The following is a 19,200-nucleotide window of genomic DNA, read 5'->3' as shown; positions in this document are numbered from 1 at the left end:
TAAGCAAGACACCATGCAATTGGAGGAGTATTATGGAAACGGAAGCTTTACGCAACGTGGAACAACTAGCTCTGAAGAAACACAAGATTTACAAACAAAGTTTAATCAGGTACCTTGCACGCTCCATGCTGGCCAGTATGTTTATCGGATTCGGCGTCATCGTGGCGTTTAAGACAGGTAACTTCTTTTATATGGAGCAGTCCCCATTTACCTATCCGATGGCGGCAATTACGTTTGGAGCGGCCATCATTCTGATCGCCTATGGCGGGGGTGACCTGTTCACGGGCAATACGTTCTATTACACGTATGCGGCGCTGCGCAAGAAACTGCGCTGGTTCGAAGTGATTAAGCTGTGGATTGCGAGTTATAGCGGTAACCTGATGGGCGCAGCCGTGTTTGCCTTGTTAATCTACCTGACCGGATTGTTCGATTCGTCTCAGGTGAATGGTTTTCTGTTAAGCGTGGTGGAGCATAAGATGGAAGTTCCAACCATGCAGCTCTTTTTCCGCGGAATTCTGTGTAACTGGCTTGTATGTATGGCGTTCTTTGTCCCGATGTTCATGAAGGAGAATGGAGCCAAAATGTTTGCCATGATGCTCTTTGTGTTCTGCTTCTTCATCTCGGGATACGAGCACAGTATCGCCAATATGTGTACGTTCGCGATTGCACTTGTGCTGAATCACCCGGGGACGATCTCATTTGAAGGTGTGCTTCACAACCTGGTTCCCGTGACCTTGGGTAATCTGGTGGGTGGTGTGCTGCTGATGGGCTTTATGTATTATGCGGTGAACAAACCGTTTCTGGATGAAGAGACGCATTAATCTCTGGCAAAAAAAGCCTTCCTTCCGGCCCGGTCCTTCGACCGTGGCTAATCGGTAAGAAGAATCCAAAACACCCCGGCAACCTTCCCATCTCAGGGAAAAGGTTGCCGGGGTGTTTCTCTATGGGCAGGCTCACGGATAAGCCGCCTGCCCTCCACACGCATAGCCATGTGCTACACAACCACATGGCTCCATGCGGTGGGTCGGCAAGCAGGCCGCAATCAGGTAGCCCTGTGTTGCCCGCTTGCCAACCCCATCCGTGGCTTAGAAGTACTCCCGCCACGGAGTATATTCAATATCGTTGTCGCCACGCGTGACCACGATCATATTCTCGATTTTGCCCGTGTCCTTATTGGTACGGTAGATCATCGTACGTGTCTCGCCTTCTTCCGGCACAGAGAACAGGAATTTGTCCGCAACGAAGGAAGAACCAAGTCCAGTGGCATGTTCTGTAAAGGCAGAGCCCGTCTTGCTTGTGAGCAGCAGACCAATCCCGTAGGCTGTAGCCGTTTGTGCTGCTTTGCCAAAGAGATGCTCGCCTTGACTGGTCGTGTGCGTTTGCTCCGAATACCTATACTTTTCCGTATCCTTGCTATAGTCCACCACATTGCCCTGTTTATCCAGACTGATGGTGGTCGTTTCGCCCTTGTCGCTTTTCACCTGATACGTACCTACGATTGAATCCTCGGTAATTTTCACCGTCTTGCCCGTATTGGGGTCAGTCTGATAGATTACATCTTCATACTGAAGCCGAATGATGTTCATGCTGGCCTGAATCTGCTGCGCCAGTTCTTTGTCACCCATCTCTTCGGCTTTCTTCAGCATTTCCTCATAGTTTTGGTATTTCTCGGCATCCTTCTCATCCCATTCATCCATGTTCTTTGGTGGACCTGGCGTTTTGTCCAGATCATCACCTTTATTTTTGCCCATGGTTGATAGCGCCCGCGCTGCGGTCAGCGCCGTCATGATTGTCTGGCTCACCGCCTCTTCATCTGTCGTGCGGAAACGCTCGGCAATCTTCTTAAGCTCCGACTGAATGGACAGAACCAGCTCCAGAACAGATTTCATCGTGCCTTGAGCGGTTGAATAATCGCTATAGAAGCGTTCCCGTTCCATCCCATCCCAGTTGCTCCGCATGACACTCATCTTGCCGTCCAATGTGGACATGAAGCCCGATAATTGCTGATGTGCCTGAGCGAACTGCCCACTGACCGTCTCCAGTTGTTCCGGTGTCACCTTGATCTGTGTCATCCTGCACACTCCTCTTCGTGGTCATTATATCCCGTGGTTAACCAATGTGTTGCCCGAACAGCACTCTCCCAGATCTCGACCAACTTGTCATGATTCTGTTCCCGATATTCAACGACTAACATGTCCGACGTATGCTCCTTCTCTATTAAAAGTAAAAGGTTATGTAAAAGCCCGATCCTGGGATCGGACTTGTTTAATACATCAAATTTGAAATAACTCTACGTTTATTTTATCATGTTCATCATTCAATCTGTACCCATAATTTCCAAGCTTGAGTCAACGTTCTACCTCCGTTTTTGGCTTCCAACGGAAGGTTGCTGCCGATTGGAAAGGCAGTATATATCGAAACGAATCTCCATCTATGACTACATCAAAGGAAATTTCCGCCTCACCCGTGTTAGCTGCAACCAGCACCATCGTTCCATCCGGATTGCGGAAGGTTACGTTCTCGATCTTGCCCTGTTCTTGCGTAGAAGCAACTCTTACGGCTCCCGGACGTACATAACGGCTGATGTGGCCTAACGCATAATACTCGACATTTCTAGTGATTTCATCACTGTCGGGGTCAATCGTCACAACCCCACGACAGTTCTCACAGCCACCGTTCGTGGGTCCACCTTGCGGATCGAGTGCGATGTTCCAGAGCAGTACATTTTTTGCCCAGTTGCGAGGTGCACCAATAATGAGATTGGACATCTGCCAGCTCAGATTCTCGCCAAAATCAGGACTCCACTCCCCACCACTACATTCGGTAAAATAAATATTCTTGTCCGGGAAGCGCTCATGCACTTCCGACATGGCAGATGGATCACCTGCATAACAGTGGAAAGCAGATCCATCGATATAAGCAGCAGCCTGCTCATCACCAAGCACCGTAGCGGTATATTCAACCGCCTGATCCCAGTTATGATCATACGCGATGATTCGCGTGTCCAGTCCCGCATCCTGTAGAGCCGGGCCGAGATAATCCTGAATGAACATCGCTTGTTCTTCAGCTCCCATACTCATACTCGGATATTTGTCCGAGGTGAACTCCGGTTCATTTTGCAACGTGATCCCGTAGATGGGAATGCCCTTTGCCTGATACGCTTTGATATAACTCACAAAATATCTCGCGTACGCTTCATACACCTGGGGATCGTTGTAATCCAGATACCAACCGTTCGTGGTCTTCTCCCCGTATTTCATCCAGGCCGGGGCCGTCCACGGTGTGCCCAGTACGTTAAGATCTGGTTTCAAACCAGCTACACGCTCCAGCATATTCACAACTTCTTGGTCCTTATCGATCGAAAAGGATTCCATGTCATAGTCCTTGCCAGACTCGATATCATCATAGGTATAACTGGAAGCTACACCTGATCCATCTACCGAATAATCGGAGGCACCAATCGTATGACGCACCATATCCATGTTCAGCCCTTCTGTTGTAAACAGTTCCTTCAGCAGTTGCTCTTGTTGTTCCTCTGGAAGCTGATTAATCAGATGTGCCGACGAACCCGTCATCGCTGCGCCAAATCCATCCATGGTCTGATACGTCTTGTCCGTGTCAATCTGTATGGCAAACTCCGACGAAGAAATATCTGATTCCTGCCTTGTAGAATCTGAAGAGCTTGTGTCTGCATCATGGTGATCTGTAATTGGAATGGGCTTCTGTGGTGTAAGCAGATTTTGCTGATCTCCCGTGCTTAGCCAGACTTCGGCCGTTCTCTGTTTGTCCACAACCGGTGGCGGAGCGGATTGTTCACTTCGGTTGAAGATAAGCCAGATTCCTATACCGACACAACAAACGGCGATTAACAGGATCATCCATCGTTTGGGATATTCTCGCCAACCTATGTTCATCATGCTTCACTCTCCTTCCATTGTGGAAAAAGCCGCGGCCACTAGGCCACGACTCATTTTCCTAATCTATATGAAGTAGAACAAACTGCATTTAACGAAATAACTTCACTGGGAGAACAACCTTCCAATCTCCCTGATTGAACTTTTATTTACCGGACTTGCTTCCGATATTCACACTGCCTGTCAGACGGATATCATCAGATGCACTGCCAACATACACTTGGACTTTACCCTTAGGCATTACCCATTCATGGGATGTTTCATCCCAGTAGGACAATGCGCTGCGATCCAGTTGAATGTTGACCCGTTGTTGCTTGCCTGCTTTCAGATCTACCTTCGCCCAGCCAGCAAGTTGTTTCTCCGGGGTCTCGACTTTGGTTGGCAGATTGCCAACATAGACCTGTACAACTTCTGCACCGTCAACTTTACCGGTATTACGCAGGTTGAGGGATACTTCTACGGTTTCCTTATCGCCTTTACTAGTGTTCTTCACATGTAGATTACGATAATTAAAATCGGTATACGACAGTCCGTGTCCAAAAGCAAACGCCGGTGTCATGCCTTCTTTGTCATATCCTTTGTACCCTACAAAAATACCCTCGGAATAGTTGCCCACCCCGTTCACACCCGGGAATTGTTCCGCAGTGGATACCGGGGTCTGGGAATCATCTGATGGGAACGTCACCGGCAACTTACCGGATGGATTCACATCACCAAACAGCACACGTGCCACTGCATTACCTTGTTCCTGACCTGCATACCAAGCCTGAACGATGGATGGCACTTCTTTTTGCCAGGAATCCATTTCAACAGCGCGACCACTCATTTGCACCACGATCGTTTTGGGATTGGCTGCTGCTACCTTGCGGATCAGCTGCTCCTGGTTATTCGGCAGCTCCAGGTCGGAACGGTCGACGTAACCTTCACTGTCATACGTACGAGTTACCACGACGGCAACATCGGATTTTTTCGCCACCTCAACTGCTTTTTGCATTTTAATATCCACAGCGTCGTCTGGAGCTTCCCAGCCAAAACGAACCTGTGCACCCATATCATGATTAGTCTGTACCGGGAAATCCGTACGATACTCAATTCGAATATTGTGGGACTCACCTTCTTTGAATGTGATTTCTTTCTTCGTTGTACTCAATGTTTCACCTTGATTGTCTACGAGTAACTTATCATCCACATATAGTTTCGCAGAACCTAGACTGGTCAGGGACAGTTTATATTCACCCGTTTGAGGTGCTGTGATCGCCCCTGTCCAACGAGCAGACATTTTGGCATTGAATTTCGTAGGTGTCACTGGAAGCTTGGAAGACTGTGCGTTAAAACCTTCATAGTTGTAGAATCCAAGATTCATGTTGACCTGATGATCTGTACGGACCAAAGAAGGATTACCCTCCATATCTTTATTCGTCCAGTATTCAGCACGCAGACCGTATTCCGCACGATCTGTACCATAGTCTCTTTCACTTTCCTGAGCATCCGCTGGTGATAAAAGAGTAGAAGGTACGGCGGATGGTCCATTAAATGCATCTCCTGCGGAGATAGGATCGGTTCCGGCAGCATATTTTACATCCACACCGTTACCGGCACGGTTACGAATGCCTTGAAGTGGACTTACAGTATACGTCGGATTAACCAGACTGCTACCTCCACCAGCAGCAGATGCGTTATCTGCATCCGGACCGATGACAGCGATGGATTTCACGTTTTTCTTGGACAGCGGCAGCACATTATCGTTGTTTTGCAAAAGAACCATGCTCTCTTCTGCAATTTCACGTGCCTGTTTGCCGTCTTTCTTGGCATTGATTTGTGTATTCGTTACAGGGTTATCGAACAGCCCTTTATCGAACATTTGAAGCAAAATGCGTCTAACCTTCTCATCAATGGTTTGCTCGCTGACTTCGCCATTGTTCACGGCTTCCAGCAATTTGTCTCCCCATTTGCCGTAAGGCTCTCCCGGTGTCTCCAGATCCAGACCCGCATTGGCGGATTTGGCTGTGCTGAAGTTTGCACCGTAGTCACTCATGACAAACCCTTCGAAGCCATACTGATCCCGAAGGACATTGGTCAGCATCTCCTTGTTCTCACAAGCATATGTACCGTTCACCTGGTTAAATGAACACATTGCTGAACCAAGATCCGCTTTTTCGACCATCGCCTGGAACGGACGTGCATAGACTTCCTGAATGGCACGTTCGCTGGCTGTTGCATTGGTCGTGAAACGTTCCGTCTCCTGGTTGTTCAGGATATAGTGTTTCGCTGTAGCGATAACTGGATTACTTTGAATCCCGTTCACATACGCTGCACCCATGCCGGAAGCCAGTAGCGGATCTTCCCCGAGAGATTCGAAGTTCCGGGAACCCCATGGTGTACGTGCAATATCCAGCCCAGGGCCGAGCACTACATTATGTGTTGTATCATGTGCTTCCTGACCGATCAGATCGCCATATTTCTTGGCCAGATTGGTATCCCAGGAAGCGGCAAGCGCGATGGGTGCAGGCAATGCCGTGGACTTTTTGTCCTGCACATCCGGGTTAGCCACACGTACTCCTGCGGGTCCATCTGCCATCTGTAATGCCGGAATGCCGAGGCGCTCCAATCCATCATTATAGAAACCATAATAGTTATTTACTTTACCGGTTACGAATCCAACTTTCTCCTCCAGCGTCATCTCCTTGAGCAGCAGCTCGGTACGTTCCTCCGCAGACAAGGATTTGTTCATCCAAGGCCGATTGGCCCCAGATTCCGCCTCCGCGGCGAAGGCGTGCAGCGGCATAGCCGCAACCGCCACGATGATTAATAACATAAACCATCGTTTGAGGAAAATCAGATTGAGTCTTCTGTTCATGTTGTAAGTTCTCCTTCTCTCTTGATCATTTTTCTTGTGCACATATTGAATACATGTATACAAGGGAATGCGAACTGGCTTGATCCCAGTCTTTCAAGCATTCAGGTCGTCCTGCACATGGCTTCTGAAACTGCAGCCTGCAAGCAAGTCAGCAGATTTCGCTTCCTAACGATAGCCGACATGATCATGAATTACATCCCCTTAAATTTGGTAAATGACCGATTAGAACAAGCCTAGTTCTTTGGAATCACCATGTTAACAATTCAGATAACAAAACAAGAAAACGAATTATTTACATTTCCGTAACTACTTTCGAACAAATTCTTTACTTTTAAAAACAGTCGGTTCGACCCACTCCCGATCAACCAATTAATGCAATTAATTATCAGATTAAGGAATATATCGACACACTCTGGGTCCTAAGTCTATTTGTAAACGGAACCAATCCGGTCCATTGAAATATCCAAAAATATAAAAGCAGCTGAAGTCCCTTTTAACAGGTTCTTCAGCTGCCTTTATGTTGGAATTGCTCCATATTGTTCACTTTCCATCCATGATTCTTGTTCTACACTCGTTATATTGAGATTCGAAGTTACATTGAAATCGGAGTAGCAAATAAAAAACCGCCCCAAGAGGGACGGCTCACTTCTGTTCAATCACTTCTAGTTCTGTAACTGTGCAAGAATCTGCGGGTCCTTGATCTTTTTATCTTCGGCGAGCAACATCACCTTGGACAGAATCTCAGCTGTTCTCGGATCTTCATCGAGGAATGGCAGGAAGATTCGACCCCGATGCTGACTGTGCACCGGTACGATATGAAGTGCACCTGTGGCTTGTTTGAACACATTACCACTCCCCAGATGAACAGCATACTCACCTAATTCACCATCAATTCGTGCGTAATTCCCGTCCAGACGTACATTGTCGATCTTCAGCAGACGCAACGACTCGTTCACAATGACGTGGCGCATCTCGATTGTTGTCAGGCTAGCTTCCGGATCTACGCCTCCCACATGTGCAACGCTGACCACCAGATCGATATCACGCATAACTTCGGAGAAGAACGTCAGCGGCACATCTTGCAGCGCTACAGGTTTGTAGCTCTTACGATCGTAGAACTGCACCGTCTCCAAGGTAGGTGCCTCGGTATCTGCTGGTGAGAACCAATCTGCCATAGCATAGAGATTCGCAATCAGATTATGCTCATAACTTACCTTCTGCAGACCTTCTTCATAACTGACAGTCCATTGGCGTCCTTTAAGCAGAGCTACTGCTTTTTTCGGTTGAATCTGATACCCGGCATATCGGCGAGACACCGTACCATTAGCCAATTCGTCCTCGTTAGGAAGATACAGCTCACGGAATACCTGCTTGAACGGCTGACGCTCCTGACGGGTGAACAGATCCCGCTGGAATTCACTCCAGCTTCCGCTCTGATACAGATGAAGCGGATGAGCAATCAACAGTTGATCCTGTTCCGATAGTGCCTGGATCGTACCCTCCGGTCCTGGAGCAACCAAACCACTGGACGATACATCGAATCTCCCAGTCTTGTCACCTGACTGGAAGACAAGTGTTCTTACCAGCGGTTGTATAACCGGATTTTGCATCAGACTGGCAATTTCCTCACCTGTAAATGACGTTCCAGCAGTCATCGAACGTTCCAGCTCCTGCCGTGCCCGGCGATACTGATCCACCAGATCCGATTTCAGCTCTTTCAGTTCAGCGATATATCCATCTTTTTTGAACCGGGCAGGTACAGATTTGAGTGTCTTCCCTTTGCTAACGATAACCATCTCGGGTTGGCCTTCCTCATCAATGACCAATTGTGCTGTCGTGTCAGCATCCAATGCATGAGGTTCAAAGAAGGATTTCATCTCATCCAACTTACGTGCTTCCATGTCCCACATCAGCCGCGTAACATCGGCATAACCTGCATTACGAGCAAGATTGCCCAGTGCAATCTGTGATGCCACACCTTCACTGGCACGGCGTTGCGCACCGAATTGTTTGCTCTGCATCAGGAACTTCTGAATGAAGTCGTATCGCTCACGCAGATCCTGTTCGCGATTTACAGCGAATGGAATCAAACTGTAGGTTAACAAATGATCCTTGTTTCGCTTGTCTGACACGGACTCACGCATATCGTCAAGTCGAAGCTTGCCTAGTGCAGCATCTGCGAACAATTGGGATCTGCGGTGGTTAGATCCCCCGGAAATGTACTTGGCACAATCGTATAACAGATTGAACCGTTCCTCCCCGACAGCAGCATAGGCTTCTTCAAACCAAGCGATATCAAACGCACCTTCATTAAAGTCCTGTGGTGAGATTGGAGAATAGTGGGCCACGATGGTTTCTTTCTCCGCAGTAAAGCGTTCATTAATATGAGCATGGAAGTACCAAGCTGCACTGCGTAGACCTTCCCATCCCAGATGTTTCGCTACAATCTCCATCCACTGCGGGGCGTACATGGCTGCTTCCAGCAATTTTTTCTCATTCACCGGATACTTCTGGAGCAATTCCCCAAGACGCTTCTCATCTTCTCCATCCCGTGGATGACAATTCTGAATTAGATAGCTAAACGTCTCTTTACGTGTTGTGTTGTCTCCATAACTATAGATATATCCACGGACAAATGTATCCTGATCCATCGCAGAGACCAGATGTACCCAGTGTTCCATGCCTTCAATTCGATCCAGTTTCATGGCAAGTGTGCTTACTTCTGTAGAGAGTTCTCCCCGGGTCAGCTCAATCTCCAGAATGCGATCGACCACCGCATCTCGCAATTGAACAAGCTTCGGATCACTCGCAATCATTTCTGTACGAGTGGATGTTAAGTCCCGAATAAACAACAGACGATTCCCACCGACCAGCACCTGTCGATATATCTCTTGATCATTAATCAGGTTCAACTGGTACGCACGCAGGAAATCTTCAAGTGACAGTAAAGACAGCGGTTGACTACTCTCTACAAGACTGGTGAACTGGTAAGCTGTCTGGAAGAAACGTTTGAAGCTGTTATCGTCATGGATTTTGCCACGAACTACATAATTCCAAGGTCCAGTCAGAATATGAAGCATGCCTGACTCTTTTTCGAGTCGATCAGCAGGCATACTTGCGATGATGGAGGCCCAGGTTTTCTCAGCTATTTCAAACGTGTCGATCGGATCGCTATCTTGAAATGCCGCCGATATCAGTGCCACTACCTGATCCTTATACGTTAACGAATCCAGCATCTGCTGCAGCTTTTCGGTGTCATCCAGAGGATAGATCCGTTCGGCAAACGACTTGCGCCAGCCTTCCAATAACGGAATCTTCTGCAATTCGTCATAGTCATACTGCTCACGGAAATAACTGTAATGGTCGCTCAAATTGCCATTGAACTCCCCGAGCTGTATAGCCATGTATAGCTGCATCAATTCCACACTGCTGAACCCGGCATGTTGAATATAGTTCTCCCATACGTCATGAAGTGGGAACTGTTCCATCTGCTTCATTTCATTCCGCTCTCCATATGGAACCTTGGAGCGAAGACTCGCTCCGACTAACAATGTGTCTTTATAGCCAGCGTAGTATTCCACTTGATACTCATAATCCCTGTGTTCATGCACTAATTCACTAAGTCCCTCCAGAAATGGTCTGGTCTTATCCAGAGAGAGTGTAAAGATATCCTTCGGATTATGGCCCTTGAGATCACGCTTCTCATCCAGCAATGGCTCACGTCGCTTCGGATCAAATAAACCAAATCCATTAGAGGCTGTGTAACGACTGCCCTGATCGGTCAGCTTATCTAACAGTTTCTGTTCCTTGGCAGTGGGTGTCTCAATCAGCTGCGCCAATGGCTGCAATTGCTCCTGCTGATCTATCCGCTCTGGATCTGCCGCAATCTCGGTCAATAATTCTAGCGCACCCAAGCGCTGCAGTTCACTCTTGGCCTGCAAAAGTCGCTTCAGCGAGACCTCCAATTGGTCCACGGGTTGCAGTAACAATACATGAATGACCTTCTGACGAAGTGAGCCTGTTTTGAGCTTCATCAACGACTCCATCTGTTTCATCTCATCAACCGTCAACGTGAGCAGCTTCGCTTTGGCGAGTGCACTCTCCCGATTACTAATGCTTTTATCAGACAAACTCTCAAACACAAACTGTCTTTGCACCTCATTATCGGGATGCTGAACAAACTGGGACAACAGTTCTCCGCGCAGTTCCGGGCTTAATCGGTCCTTGATTGCGATGACCTCCCCGATCCATTCCGGGTCCATATCATAAGCGGCCAAATATAACATTTTCTTGACTACATCATCCGTATCAATCCGGTAGTGAACATACTCAAGTACACCCGATGGTCCACCTGACCCGCCTTTTGGAATGGCAGCCAGCATCTGTTTGAACCGATCAAAGTCCTGACGCCGCAAGGCCTTATCTCCAAGAGCAGGCAATGGCCACACGTAGACGCTACGCTGATTCTCTCCATTCTCGAAACTCCAGTTGTACATATACATCGCATCATAGTTGGTCACAATCCAGTGCATCAACTCGGTATCCTGCGCCTCCAGATAACGACGTGCAATGTCCAAACGAAGCTCCCTGTTCTGGCTGTTAGCCAGTACATATTGAGCAACAATCTTCTGATATAACTGACCTTGATCCATAATCTCGATTATCTTGCTCTTCAATTCATTCTCTTCAATGACCGCTGTCGCCCACAGACTGATAAAGAGTTTGTTGGCGTTAGCTTCCTGCTGCCAGGCCTCGCGTACTTCTGGTTGCACAAGCGCCTGATAGGCCTGTTCAATCAACTGTGCGGCAACACGCTGGTTGGCTGCTTCTATGCCGATTCCCGTCCATACGGCAAGCGCTCTTACCACGGAACTGAAACGAATCAGGTTGTTGTCGATAATAATTTTTAATATGTAAATATAGGCTTCCAGTGTCCCTTCATCCATCCGCTCCACAATGCTTTGGCGCAGCCCTTCCTGCAACCTTGCTGCAACGAGCAGCTCACCCACCATCTGATAGGCATCCGCCTGATCGCTCATGAATATACCTTTGATCATTTCATGGGTTAACAGCGCCGTCTGATTGTCACCATAGATAATATCATGCAGCGCCTGCTTCATATCTCCGCCCTGATGATCCAGTTCATAAGCGATACAATCCGCCAGGACCCAACGGATCTCATGCAAATAATCCAGCTTGTACTCACGAAGTGACACATATTCTTCCAGCGAGAAATTTTTCATTTCCATACGGAACAATCCCATCAGTTTACGGATGACTTGTTCTACATGCTGCTCCGGATCGGATGTGCGGAAAGGGCGGCGTTCATAGTTGTTACTGTATGGGAAACGAGTCGCACGCTCTGCGATATAACGGAATCGTGCAACCAATGACTCGCTCGCCAGATGCTGGAGCACATCCAGTAGTGGCTCGAATAATGGTTTCTGCGTTTCTGCAGCCAACCTTCCAAGCAACTTATCAGTATTCAAAAACATCTTTTCGTCTCCACGTAAATACGTAGACCCGGCGATCTCCACAACATAGCCTGCCAGCTCAAGCTGTACCCCTGTTAACGACTTGGCTCTTTCCTGCAATCCATCCATATACACCTGTACTTGCTCTTCCTGATTCATCCTGTTCTCCTCCTTCATCGTTCTCTACCACAGACGTCCGGCTAGCATTGTAAAACGAATAAACACCACGTTATCTCCGTCTTTTACAACAAGTGACTCATCCAGTTCCTGCAATTCTTCATCGTTGAGAAACACTTTGTACAACCCATCCTCATATGCGGTTATAGCTGTCTCCATCGCAACTTCCAGATCAGGAACATCCTCATTGTATACTGCGCCAAACCCGACTTTCCCCACCGCTCCTTGCGCGTCAATATCATCCGGCATCAGGTAGGCGAACAATTCTGCCTGTTGTTTCTTGTCCTGAAGCGCTTTTACTTGTACAGCCACCATGTTCTCAATGAGCTGCCTTAACGTATGAGTTGTTTCCGGAAGTTCGGCAGCTTGCTTGGCAAGTACCGGCTTGCGCTTGCCCAGACTTTTTACCGTTATCCATACGTTCACCGCATTCCCTCCCTTGTCCTGCTCTATTTGAAGAAGCTTCCATAAGCCCCGATATCTATACCACGATGCAGAATAACCTAAACTCGAAATGACTATCTGTCTCTAAATAAAATATAAAATACGTACATATGTACCCCTAATGAACATCATAACTAAAATTCAATCCATATTCATGAGCCAATCCTCATGTTTACGTGGAACCACGGAACTATGGCCTACTTGCGTACATATACGCAAAAAAAGCCGCACAGTCTCATATAAATATGGACTGCGCAGCCGCTAAGCTACCATTAGAACAGTTTATGACGCCGGTAACCTGTAATTTTATGAATCATCTTACCAAGCGCAAAGGTCGAATGGTTACAGCTGCTGTCTTGAACCCAGGCATCCGGCAGAACGGATCTAGCTCAGGTCTGGTGGCCCGATTCACATTCTGAATGCCGCCCCAATGCATCGGCACGAACAAGGTATCCTCCCGAATCGAATCTTTGATACGCGAACGAACCGTGAAGCTTCCGTACGTCGATTGAATCTCTACCCACTCTCCATCGTGAATGCGATAACGGGCAGCGGTAGCCGGGTGAAGTTCAACAAAGTTCTCCAATTCACGAGCTGCCAGTGCCGGACTGCGATGTGTCTGCACCCCTGTAAGATAATGAGGCAGCACACGCCCATTGGTGAGAATTAAGGGGAACTCCGAAGATATATCATTCCAGCCCGGGCTGGATTCAAATGTAAATGCCGCTTTGCCGTCCGGGTGAGCGAATCGTTCACCGAACAGCAGTCCTTCTCCCTGATCTTCGAGGGCAGAACACGGCCAGTATACCCCTTTCTCGTTACGCAAACGCTCATAGGTAATGCCATAGTAATCAGCCACTCCGCCACGACTCGCCACCCGAAGCTCATTAAAGATATCCTCAGCAGTGTCATATTCAAAATAAGAAGCTTTACCCAATTGCGCGGCAATCCGGCATAATATATCCCAATCATCGAGCGTTTCTCCCGGCGCAGGCCGCCCCTGTTCACGAAGCAGAACACGCCCCTCCAGATTGGTCAATGTACCTTCATTCTCCATATAAGATGTAACCGGCAGAACCAGATCAGCCATTCGCGCTGTCTCGGACAGAAACATGTCTGCCACGATCAGAAAGTCCAGCTTGCGCAGACCTTCTTCCACCAAACGCACATTGGGGTTGGATACGACCGGGTTGGAGCCCATTACAAGCAACGCCCGAATCTCCTGATCATGGACCTTCTCCATCATCTCGTAGGCGGATACCCCTTTGCCTGGCAAACTTGCAGGGTCCACACCCCAGACGGATGCCACATAGGCACGATCGGCTTCATTTTCAATGGATCGATAGCCCGGCAGCTGGTCAGCCTTCTGCCCATGCTCCCGTCCGCCCTGCCCATTGCCTTGACCTGTGATGGCACCATATCCGCAGCCTTCTCTACCAATTTTTCCAGTTGCCAGCACCAGGTTCAAAAAGTGTCTCACTGCCATATGTCCATCCGTCTGCTGCTCCACACCACGTGCTGTCATGATCATGCCTGTCTCTGCCTCACCGTATGCCATCGCCGCCTGACGAATCAGCGCCAGATCAACCCCGCACGCTTGTGCCGCCTGTTCGAGTTGCAGATCAGCCAACCCTTGTATCAATTGCTCGTAACCATGCGTTCGTTTGTCTATAAAATGAGGGTTCACCAATCCGGCATCCATAATCACCTTCAACATGCTATCTGCCAGCAGAGCATCCATGCCAGGCTTCACCTGCAAATGAAGGTCCGCAATGGCAGCGGTTGCCGTTTTGCGTGGATCAATAACGATAATGAAGGCCCCGTTCTCCTTGGCCTGATTGAAGTAGGGCAACAGGGTAGGTTGGCATTCTGCAATATTGGTACCTGCGAGTACTATACAACCTGTCTTGGGAATATCGGACAGTCGGAACGTCAATCCACGATCCATCCCGAACACTTTACTTCCAGCTGAAGCCGCAGCTGACATGCAGAACCGTCCATTATAGTCGATATATTTTGTCCCCAATGCAACCCGGGCAAATTTTCCGAGCAGGTAGGCTGTCTCATTGGTCAAAGATCCGCCTCCGTAGACTCCAACCGTATCTGCTCCGTATAAATCTCTCAAGTTCTGAAACCGCTCTGCGATGGTCTGAATGGCCTCCTCCCAGGAACAGGGTTCAAGCTCACCGTTGCGACGAATGAGTGGATGCATTAATCGTTGACCACTGAGTGCATGTTGATGAGCATTCATACCCTTCACACACAACCTGCCCTGAGAGGCTTCATTCGGAACACCCTGAACCGTATACTCACCACGACGCTGGCCTGCAACAGGTGCAGCCAGTTCTTCAACAGTCATCTTGCACTGCACACTGCAATACGGACACTGGGTTTCCTTTACATAGAGCTTGGAGGCTGTTGGTTCTGAACTCACGGATAATCCCATCTTTCCATCCCCGCCTTTCATCTATATATCAGCTTGAAGTGTAGCTGCCAGTTCCTTCTGCAACTGGTCATCCAGCAACGTTTCCCGAATCGACATGAATCCCAATCGTTCCGTCCATGCCCATAACGGCTCATCATACCAAGCGGTTTGGCGATACCATTGAAGACAGGCTGATGCAAGTGTGGCCGCTTGCACCTCTGTTTCAGCCACCCCAATCAAGCCACCTTGTTTGACCGGATGCTCTGCATGACCGCCTGCGTAGATCTCCCACCCAGCTGGTGAAGCCAACAAGCCGATATCCTGCACCAGTGCGCTCACCAATGATCCCGGCCCTGGTGCGACTCCTACATTCACGGGCGACGGCATTGCTGCGCCGATCCAACTCGCACGAAGCTGTGCAGCCAGCCCCCTGGCATCTCTTGCATAGGATGAAAGCGGGATCTGATCATCCCAGCGTACCTGAATCTCTGAGTGACCTTCCAGCTCTCGAACAACCATCGTTCCACCGGATACCTGTAAGTAATAATGAATTACGGGGCGACATACCGTGCAACCAAGCTCCGAACCCCAACCCAGCTTCTGCAAGATCAAAGATATCTCTGGTAGCCCTGTCGCCAGAACATCGATGTCAGCCAGTATTTCCTTCAGTTCTGCATGCCCAAGCGCCGTACAACTGCACACAGGCATTGGAGCAGGTTTGTCTGGTGTGGCTACCACGCCAGTACCCCCGTTATTTTTCAGATTATGCGTATGTTTCAACAGAGCAGCCACCATCGGGCGACAGCCACCGCATGAACCTGACGCCTTGGTCTGCTCCTTCACCTGATCTGCTGTCTCGAGACCCTGTTCCTGAATAGCTTTCATAATGGCAGCCTTGGTCACATTGTTGCAGGCACATACGGTCTCCTGAGCCGGTAATGCCGCCGCAGCCATCTCAGCCGGGTCCGGAGCCCCTTCACGCGGAGCCAATTCCGCCACATCTGCGCCTCGTTGCACAAGTCCAAGCAATGCCGTTCCTTCGGTTGTATCTCCAAATAAAATGGCTCCACGCACTTTGCCAGCCTGCATCAGCACTTTTTTATATGTGCCTTGAATGCCATCCAGATGTTGAATTGCAGTCTGCATGCCTTCCCCACTGATCTCACCCGCTGAGAAAACATCAACCCCCGATACCTTCAACTGTGAGTAGGGAATTGATCCTTTGTATTCAGGCGTTTCCTGTCCACAGAGTGTACGTGCGAGCACCTTCCCCTGTTCGTATAAGGGGGCCACCAGACCATAACTAATTCCCCGATGTTCAGCACATTCCCCAACTGCGTAAATACCCGGTACACTGGTGCGCATATAGTCATCTACCATAATTGCCCGATTGGTGGCGATTCCACTTCGTCTGGCCAGGTCCACATTTGGCCGAATTCCTACAGCGACAATGACAACCTGTGCTTCAAGCTTGGAACCATCTGTGAACTGAAGGCCCTGAACCTGTGATCGCCCGGTAATTTTCTGCGTATTTCTGGTCAAAAGAAAGGACATACCCTGCCCTTCAAGTTCCTCCTGAAGCATCGCGGCAGCCTTCTGATCCAACTGACGGTTCATAATGTAATGTGCGTTATGGACCACCACAGCTTCCATGCCCAGATGCAGTAACCCGCGTGCAGCCTCCAGTCCCAGCAATCCACCACCAATGACGGCGGCCTTGCGATAGGTTTTGGAATAATCAGACATGCGCGTACAATCATCAATTGTTCGGAAGGACATGACCCTCTCTTTATCAATTCCCGGAATCGGTGGGATAAACGGTGATGACCCTGTTGCCAGAATCAGGACATCATAGGTTTCTTTTAGTCCCGATTCAGTCTCTATATATTTTCCACGGGTATCAATCCGGTATACCGTTTCACCTGTACATAGCCGTATATGATGCTCGGCATACCAAGTCCAATCATTGATAATGATATCCTGTAACGAATGCTCACCCTGCAATACTTTTGATAACATGATCCGATTGTAGTTGGGACGGGGTTCATTGCCGTAGATTACAATCTCATACGTATCAGGCTCCAGTGCGATAATCTCTTCGACACACTTCACTCCAGCCATGCCATTCCCGATAATCACCAGTTTGCTTCTACTCATGGGCTGCCCCCTATCTCTCTCACCTGAAAATAAACAGAAAAATCCCTTCTCCATGATTCGGAAAAGGGCACCGTTGCCTCCGGAATCCACACGCCTTTGTGTGGATTCATATTAGATTCAGATTAAGGGAATCTGAATCTAATGTCAACTAAATTGACACTAAAAATGCGAATGAAGATTAAAAAATGAATTATTTAAATTCCCATGTAATTTTTGTTGACATATATATTTTCTCTTGATTATAATTTGAATCAAAATCACAGTGCTGTGATCAACTCAGATGCGGGAACACAATGACGTGTACCGCCTGTCGGCAACGGGGCCGCAAATCGTTCAGATCTGGACGAATTGCGGCCTTTTTCTGCCTCAACAAGCACATAGACAAATCACGAAGATCTCAATTGGATGAGGAGCGATGATGGATGATGGAGAGCAAAAGTTTTTGGAAAAGCGGGCATAAGCCCACCCTCTTCGGGGCGTTTATGTATTTTGACATCAGTTTTATGATATGGGGGATGCTTGGCCCACTCGCAGTTGTCATAGCGTTGGATTATCCGATGACTCCGCTGGAAAAGGCAAATCTGGTCGCATTGCCTATTCTCGGCGGTTCCATCCTGCGCCTTGTGCTTGGCTTCATGTCTGATTATATTGGTCCGAAACTGACCGCACAGATCGGGATGCTCGTCACCTTAGTTCCTTTATTACTCGGCTGGTTATGGGTTGACTCCTTAAGCCAACTGTACGTGGTGGCACTCTTGCTTGGTGTCGCAGGCGCCTCCTTTGCTGCTGCGCTACCTCTGGCAGGCCAATGGTATGGCAAGGAGCATCAGGGTCTGGCCATGGGTATTGCCGGGGCGGGTAACAGCGGAACCGTACTTGCGACGTTGTTTGCCAATCGCTTGGCTACGCATTTTGGCAGCTGGGAAGTTGTGTTCGGACTTGCTATTATACCGATCGTTATTGTATTCATTCTCTTTTCTATCTTTGCCAAGAATAGCCCTAACCGGCCTGAACCCAAGAAATTATCCCAATACGGAAGTCTGCTTAAACAAAAAGATGCTTGGGTATTCTGTGCCTTCTATTGTGTAACCTTTGGTGGTTTCGTTGGATTATGTAACTATCTCACCATCTTCTTCAACACCCAGTATGGACTCTCTCCTGTTCGTGCCGCAGACATTACCACCTTCTGTGTGATCGCAGGCAGTTTCTTCCGGCCTGTAGGGGGTTATCTGGCGGACAAAATTGGCGGAACCCGCATGCTGACTTTCCTGTACACTGGAGCCTGCATCATGTTGATCGGAGTATCCTTCATGCCACCGCTTCCTGTGGTAGTAGTCATGCTGTTCCTCGGTATGATGTGTCTGGGAGCCGGAAATGGCTCTGTGTTCCAACTGGTTCCCCAACGTTTCGGCAATGAGATTGGCCTGATGACAGGTATTGTAGGTGCCGCTGGCGGATTGGGCGGGTATGCACTGCCGCTGATTCTCGGTCAACTGTATAGTAGCTATCAATCCTATACGCCAGGTTTTGTCATTCTTAGCCTGATTGCAGCAGCTTCCCTGTTCCTGGTTCTCTTCATGCAATCCCGCTGGCGTGTGAGCTGGTTGAGCCGAGGTAACAAAGGCATGGCGGAATCGACATCCCTCTCTTCCTGAGGCGTACAACCACTCGGCGTTAACCAAGGTACAGTGTTTACGAGTGATCCATAAGTAAGCAAAGAACAGCGTAGCCCCATCAGGCAGCGCTGTTCTT

At 48.7% G+C, this 19,200-nt stretch carries 10 protein-coding genes; 2 read left to right on the top strand and 8 right to left on the bottom strand.

Annotated features, from left to right (window positions below):
- Positions 1-32 precede the first annotated feature (32 nt).
- Positions 33-821: a formate/nitrite transporter family protein gene (locus MHH92_RS04620; RefSeq protein WP_017690511.1), complete on the top strand. Its 789-nt coding sequence runs from the start codon at positions 33-35 to the stop codon at positions 819-821.
- 264 nt (positions 822-1,085) lie between these two features.
- Here MHH92_RS04620 and MHH92_RS04615 read toward each other — a convergent pair whose 3' ends face one another.
- From MHH92_RS04615 to nirB, 8 genes are all read right to left on the bottom strand, one after another.
- A complete protein-coding gene (locus tag MHH92_RS04615) occupies positions 1,086-2,072 on the bottom strand; it encodes a WXG100 family type VII secretion target (RefSeq protein ID WP_340902265.1) in 987 nt (328 codons plus the stop codon).
- Positions 2,069-2,194, bottom strand: a complete 126-nt coding sequence (locus tag MHH92_RS04610) for a hypothetical protein (protein ID WP_340902264.1) — start codon at positions 2,192-2,194, stop codon at positions 2,069-2,071. The genes MHH92_RS04615 and MHH92_RS04610 overlap by 4 nt, the downstream gene beginning before the upstream one ends.
- Positions 2,195-2,348: 154 nt before the next feature.
- On the bottom strand, positions 2,349-3,917 hold the full coding sequence (locus MHH92_RS04605; protein ID WP_340902263.1) for a glycoside hydrolase family 30 protein: 1,569 nt from the start codon (positions 3,915-3,917) through the stop codon (positions 2,349-2,351).
- A gap of 142 nt (positions 3,918-4,059) precedes the next feature.
- On the bottom strand, positions 4,060-6,771 hold the full coding sequence (locus MHH92_RS04600) for a glycoside hydrolase family 3 C-terminal domain-containing protein (RefSeq protein ID WP_340902262.1): 2,712 nt from the start codon (positions 6,769-6,771) through the stop codon (positions 4,060-4,062).
- A 662-nt stretch (positions 6,772-7,433) separates the two neighbouring features.
- Positions 7,434-12,404 carry a DUF4132 domain-containing protein gene (locus MHH92_RS04595; RefSeq protein ID WP_340902261.1) on the bottom strand — a complete coding sequence of 1,657 codons (4,971 nt, stop codon included), beginning with the start codon at positions 12,402-12,404 and terminating at the stop codon, positions 7,434-7,436.
- A gap of 24 nt (positions 12,405-12,428) precedes the next feature.
- The gene (locus MHH92_RS04590) at positions 12,429-12,848 is read right to left on the bottom strand and encodes a hypothetical protein (RefSeq protein ID WP_340902260.1); all 420 of its coding nucleotides are present in this window, start codon (positions 12,846-12,848) and stop codon (positions 12,429-12,431) included.
- Between the two features lie 331 nt (positions 12,849-13,179).
- Entirely contained in the window at positions 13,180-15,312 is a 2,133-nt protein-coding gene (gene nasC, locus MHH92_RS04585; RefSeq protein ID WP_340902259.1) for an assimilatory nitrate reductase catalytic subunit NasC, read from the bottom strand.
- A 21-nt stretch (positions 15,313-15,333) separates the two neighbouring features.
- Positions 15,334-17,448 (bottom strand): nitrite reductase large subunit NirB, encoded by a 2,115-nt coding sequence (gene nirB, locus MHH92_RS04580; protein WP_340902258.1) that lies wholly within the window; start codon positions 17,446-17,448, stop codon positions 15,334-15,336.
- Between the two features lie 425 nt (positions 17,449-17,873).
- On the opposite strand from nirB, the gene MHH92_RS04575 reads away from it, so the two are divergent.
- Entirely contained in the window at positions 17,874-19,103 is a 1,230-nt protein-coding gene (locus MHH92_RS04575; protein ID WP_047844097.1) for a nitrate/nitrite transporter, read from the top strand.
- The last annotated feature ends 97 nt before the right edge of the window (positions 19,104-19,200 follow it).

It is taken from the genome of Paenibacillus sp. FSL M7-1414, assembly GCF_038003195.1.
GTDB lineage: Bacteria > Bacillota > Bacilli > Paenibacillales > Paenibacillaceae > Paenibacillus > Paenibacillus amylolyticus.
Note: the sequence above shows the minus strand (reverse complement) of the source record. Positions and strands in the feature narration are given on the sequence as shown.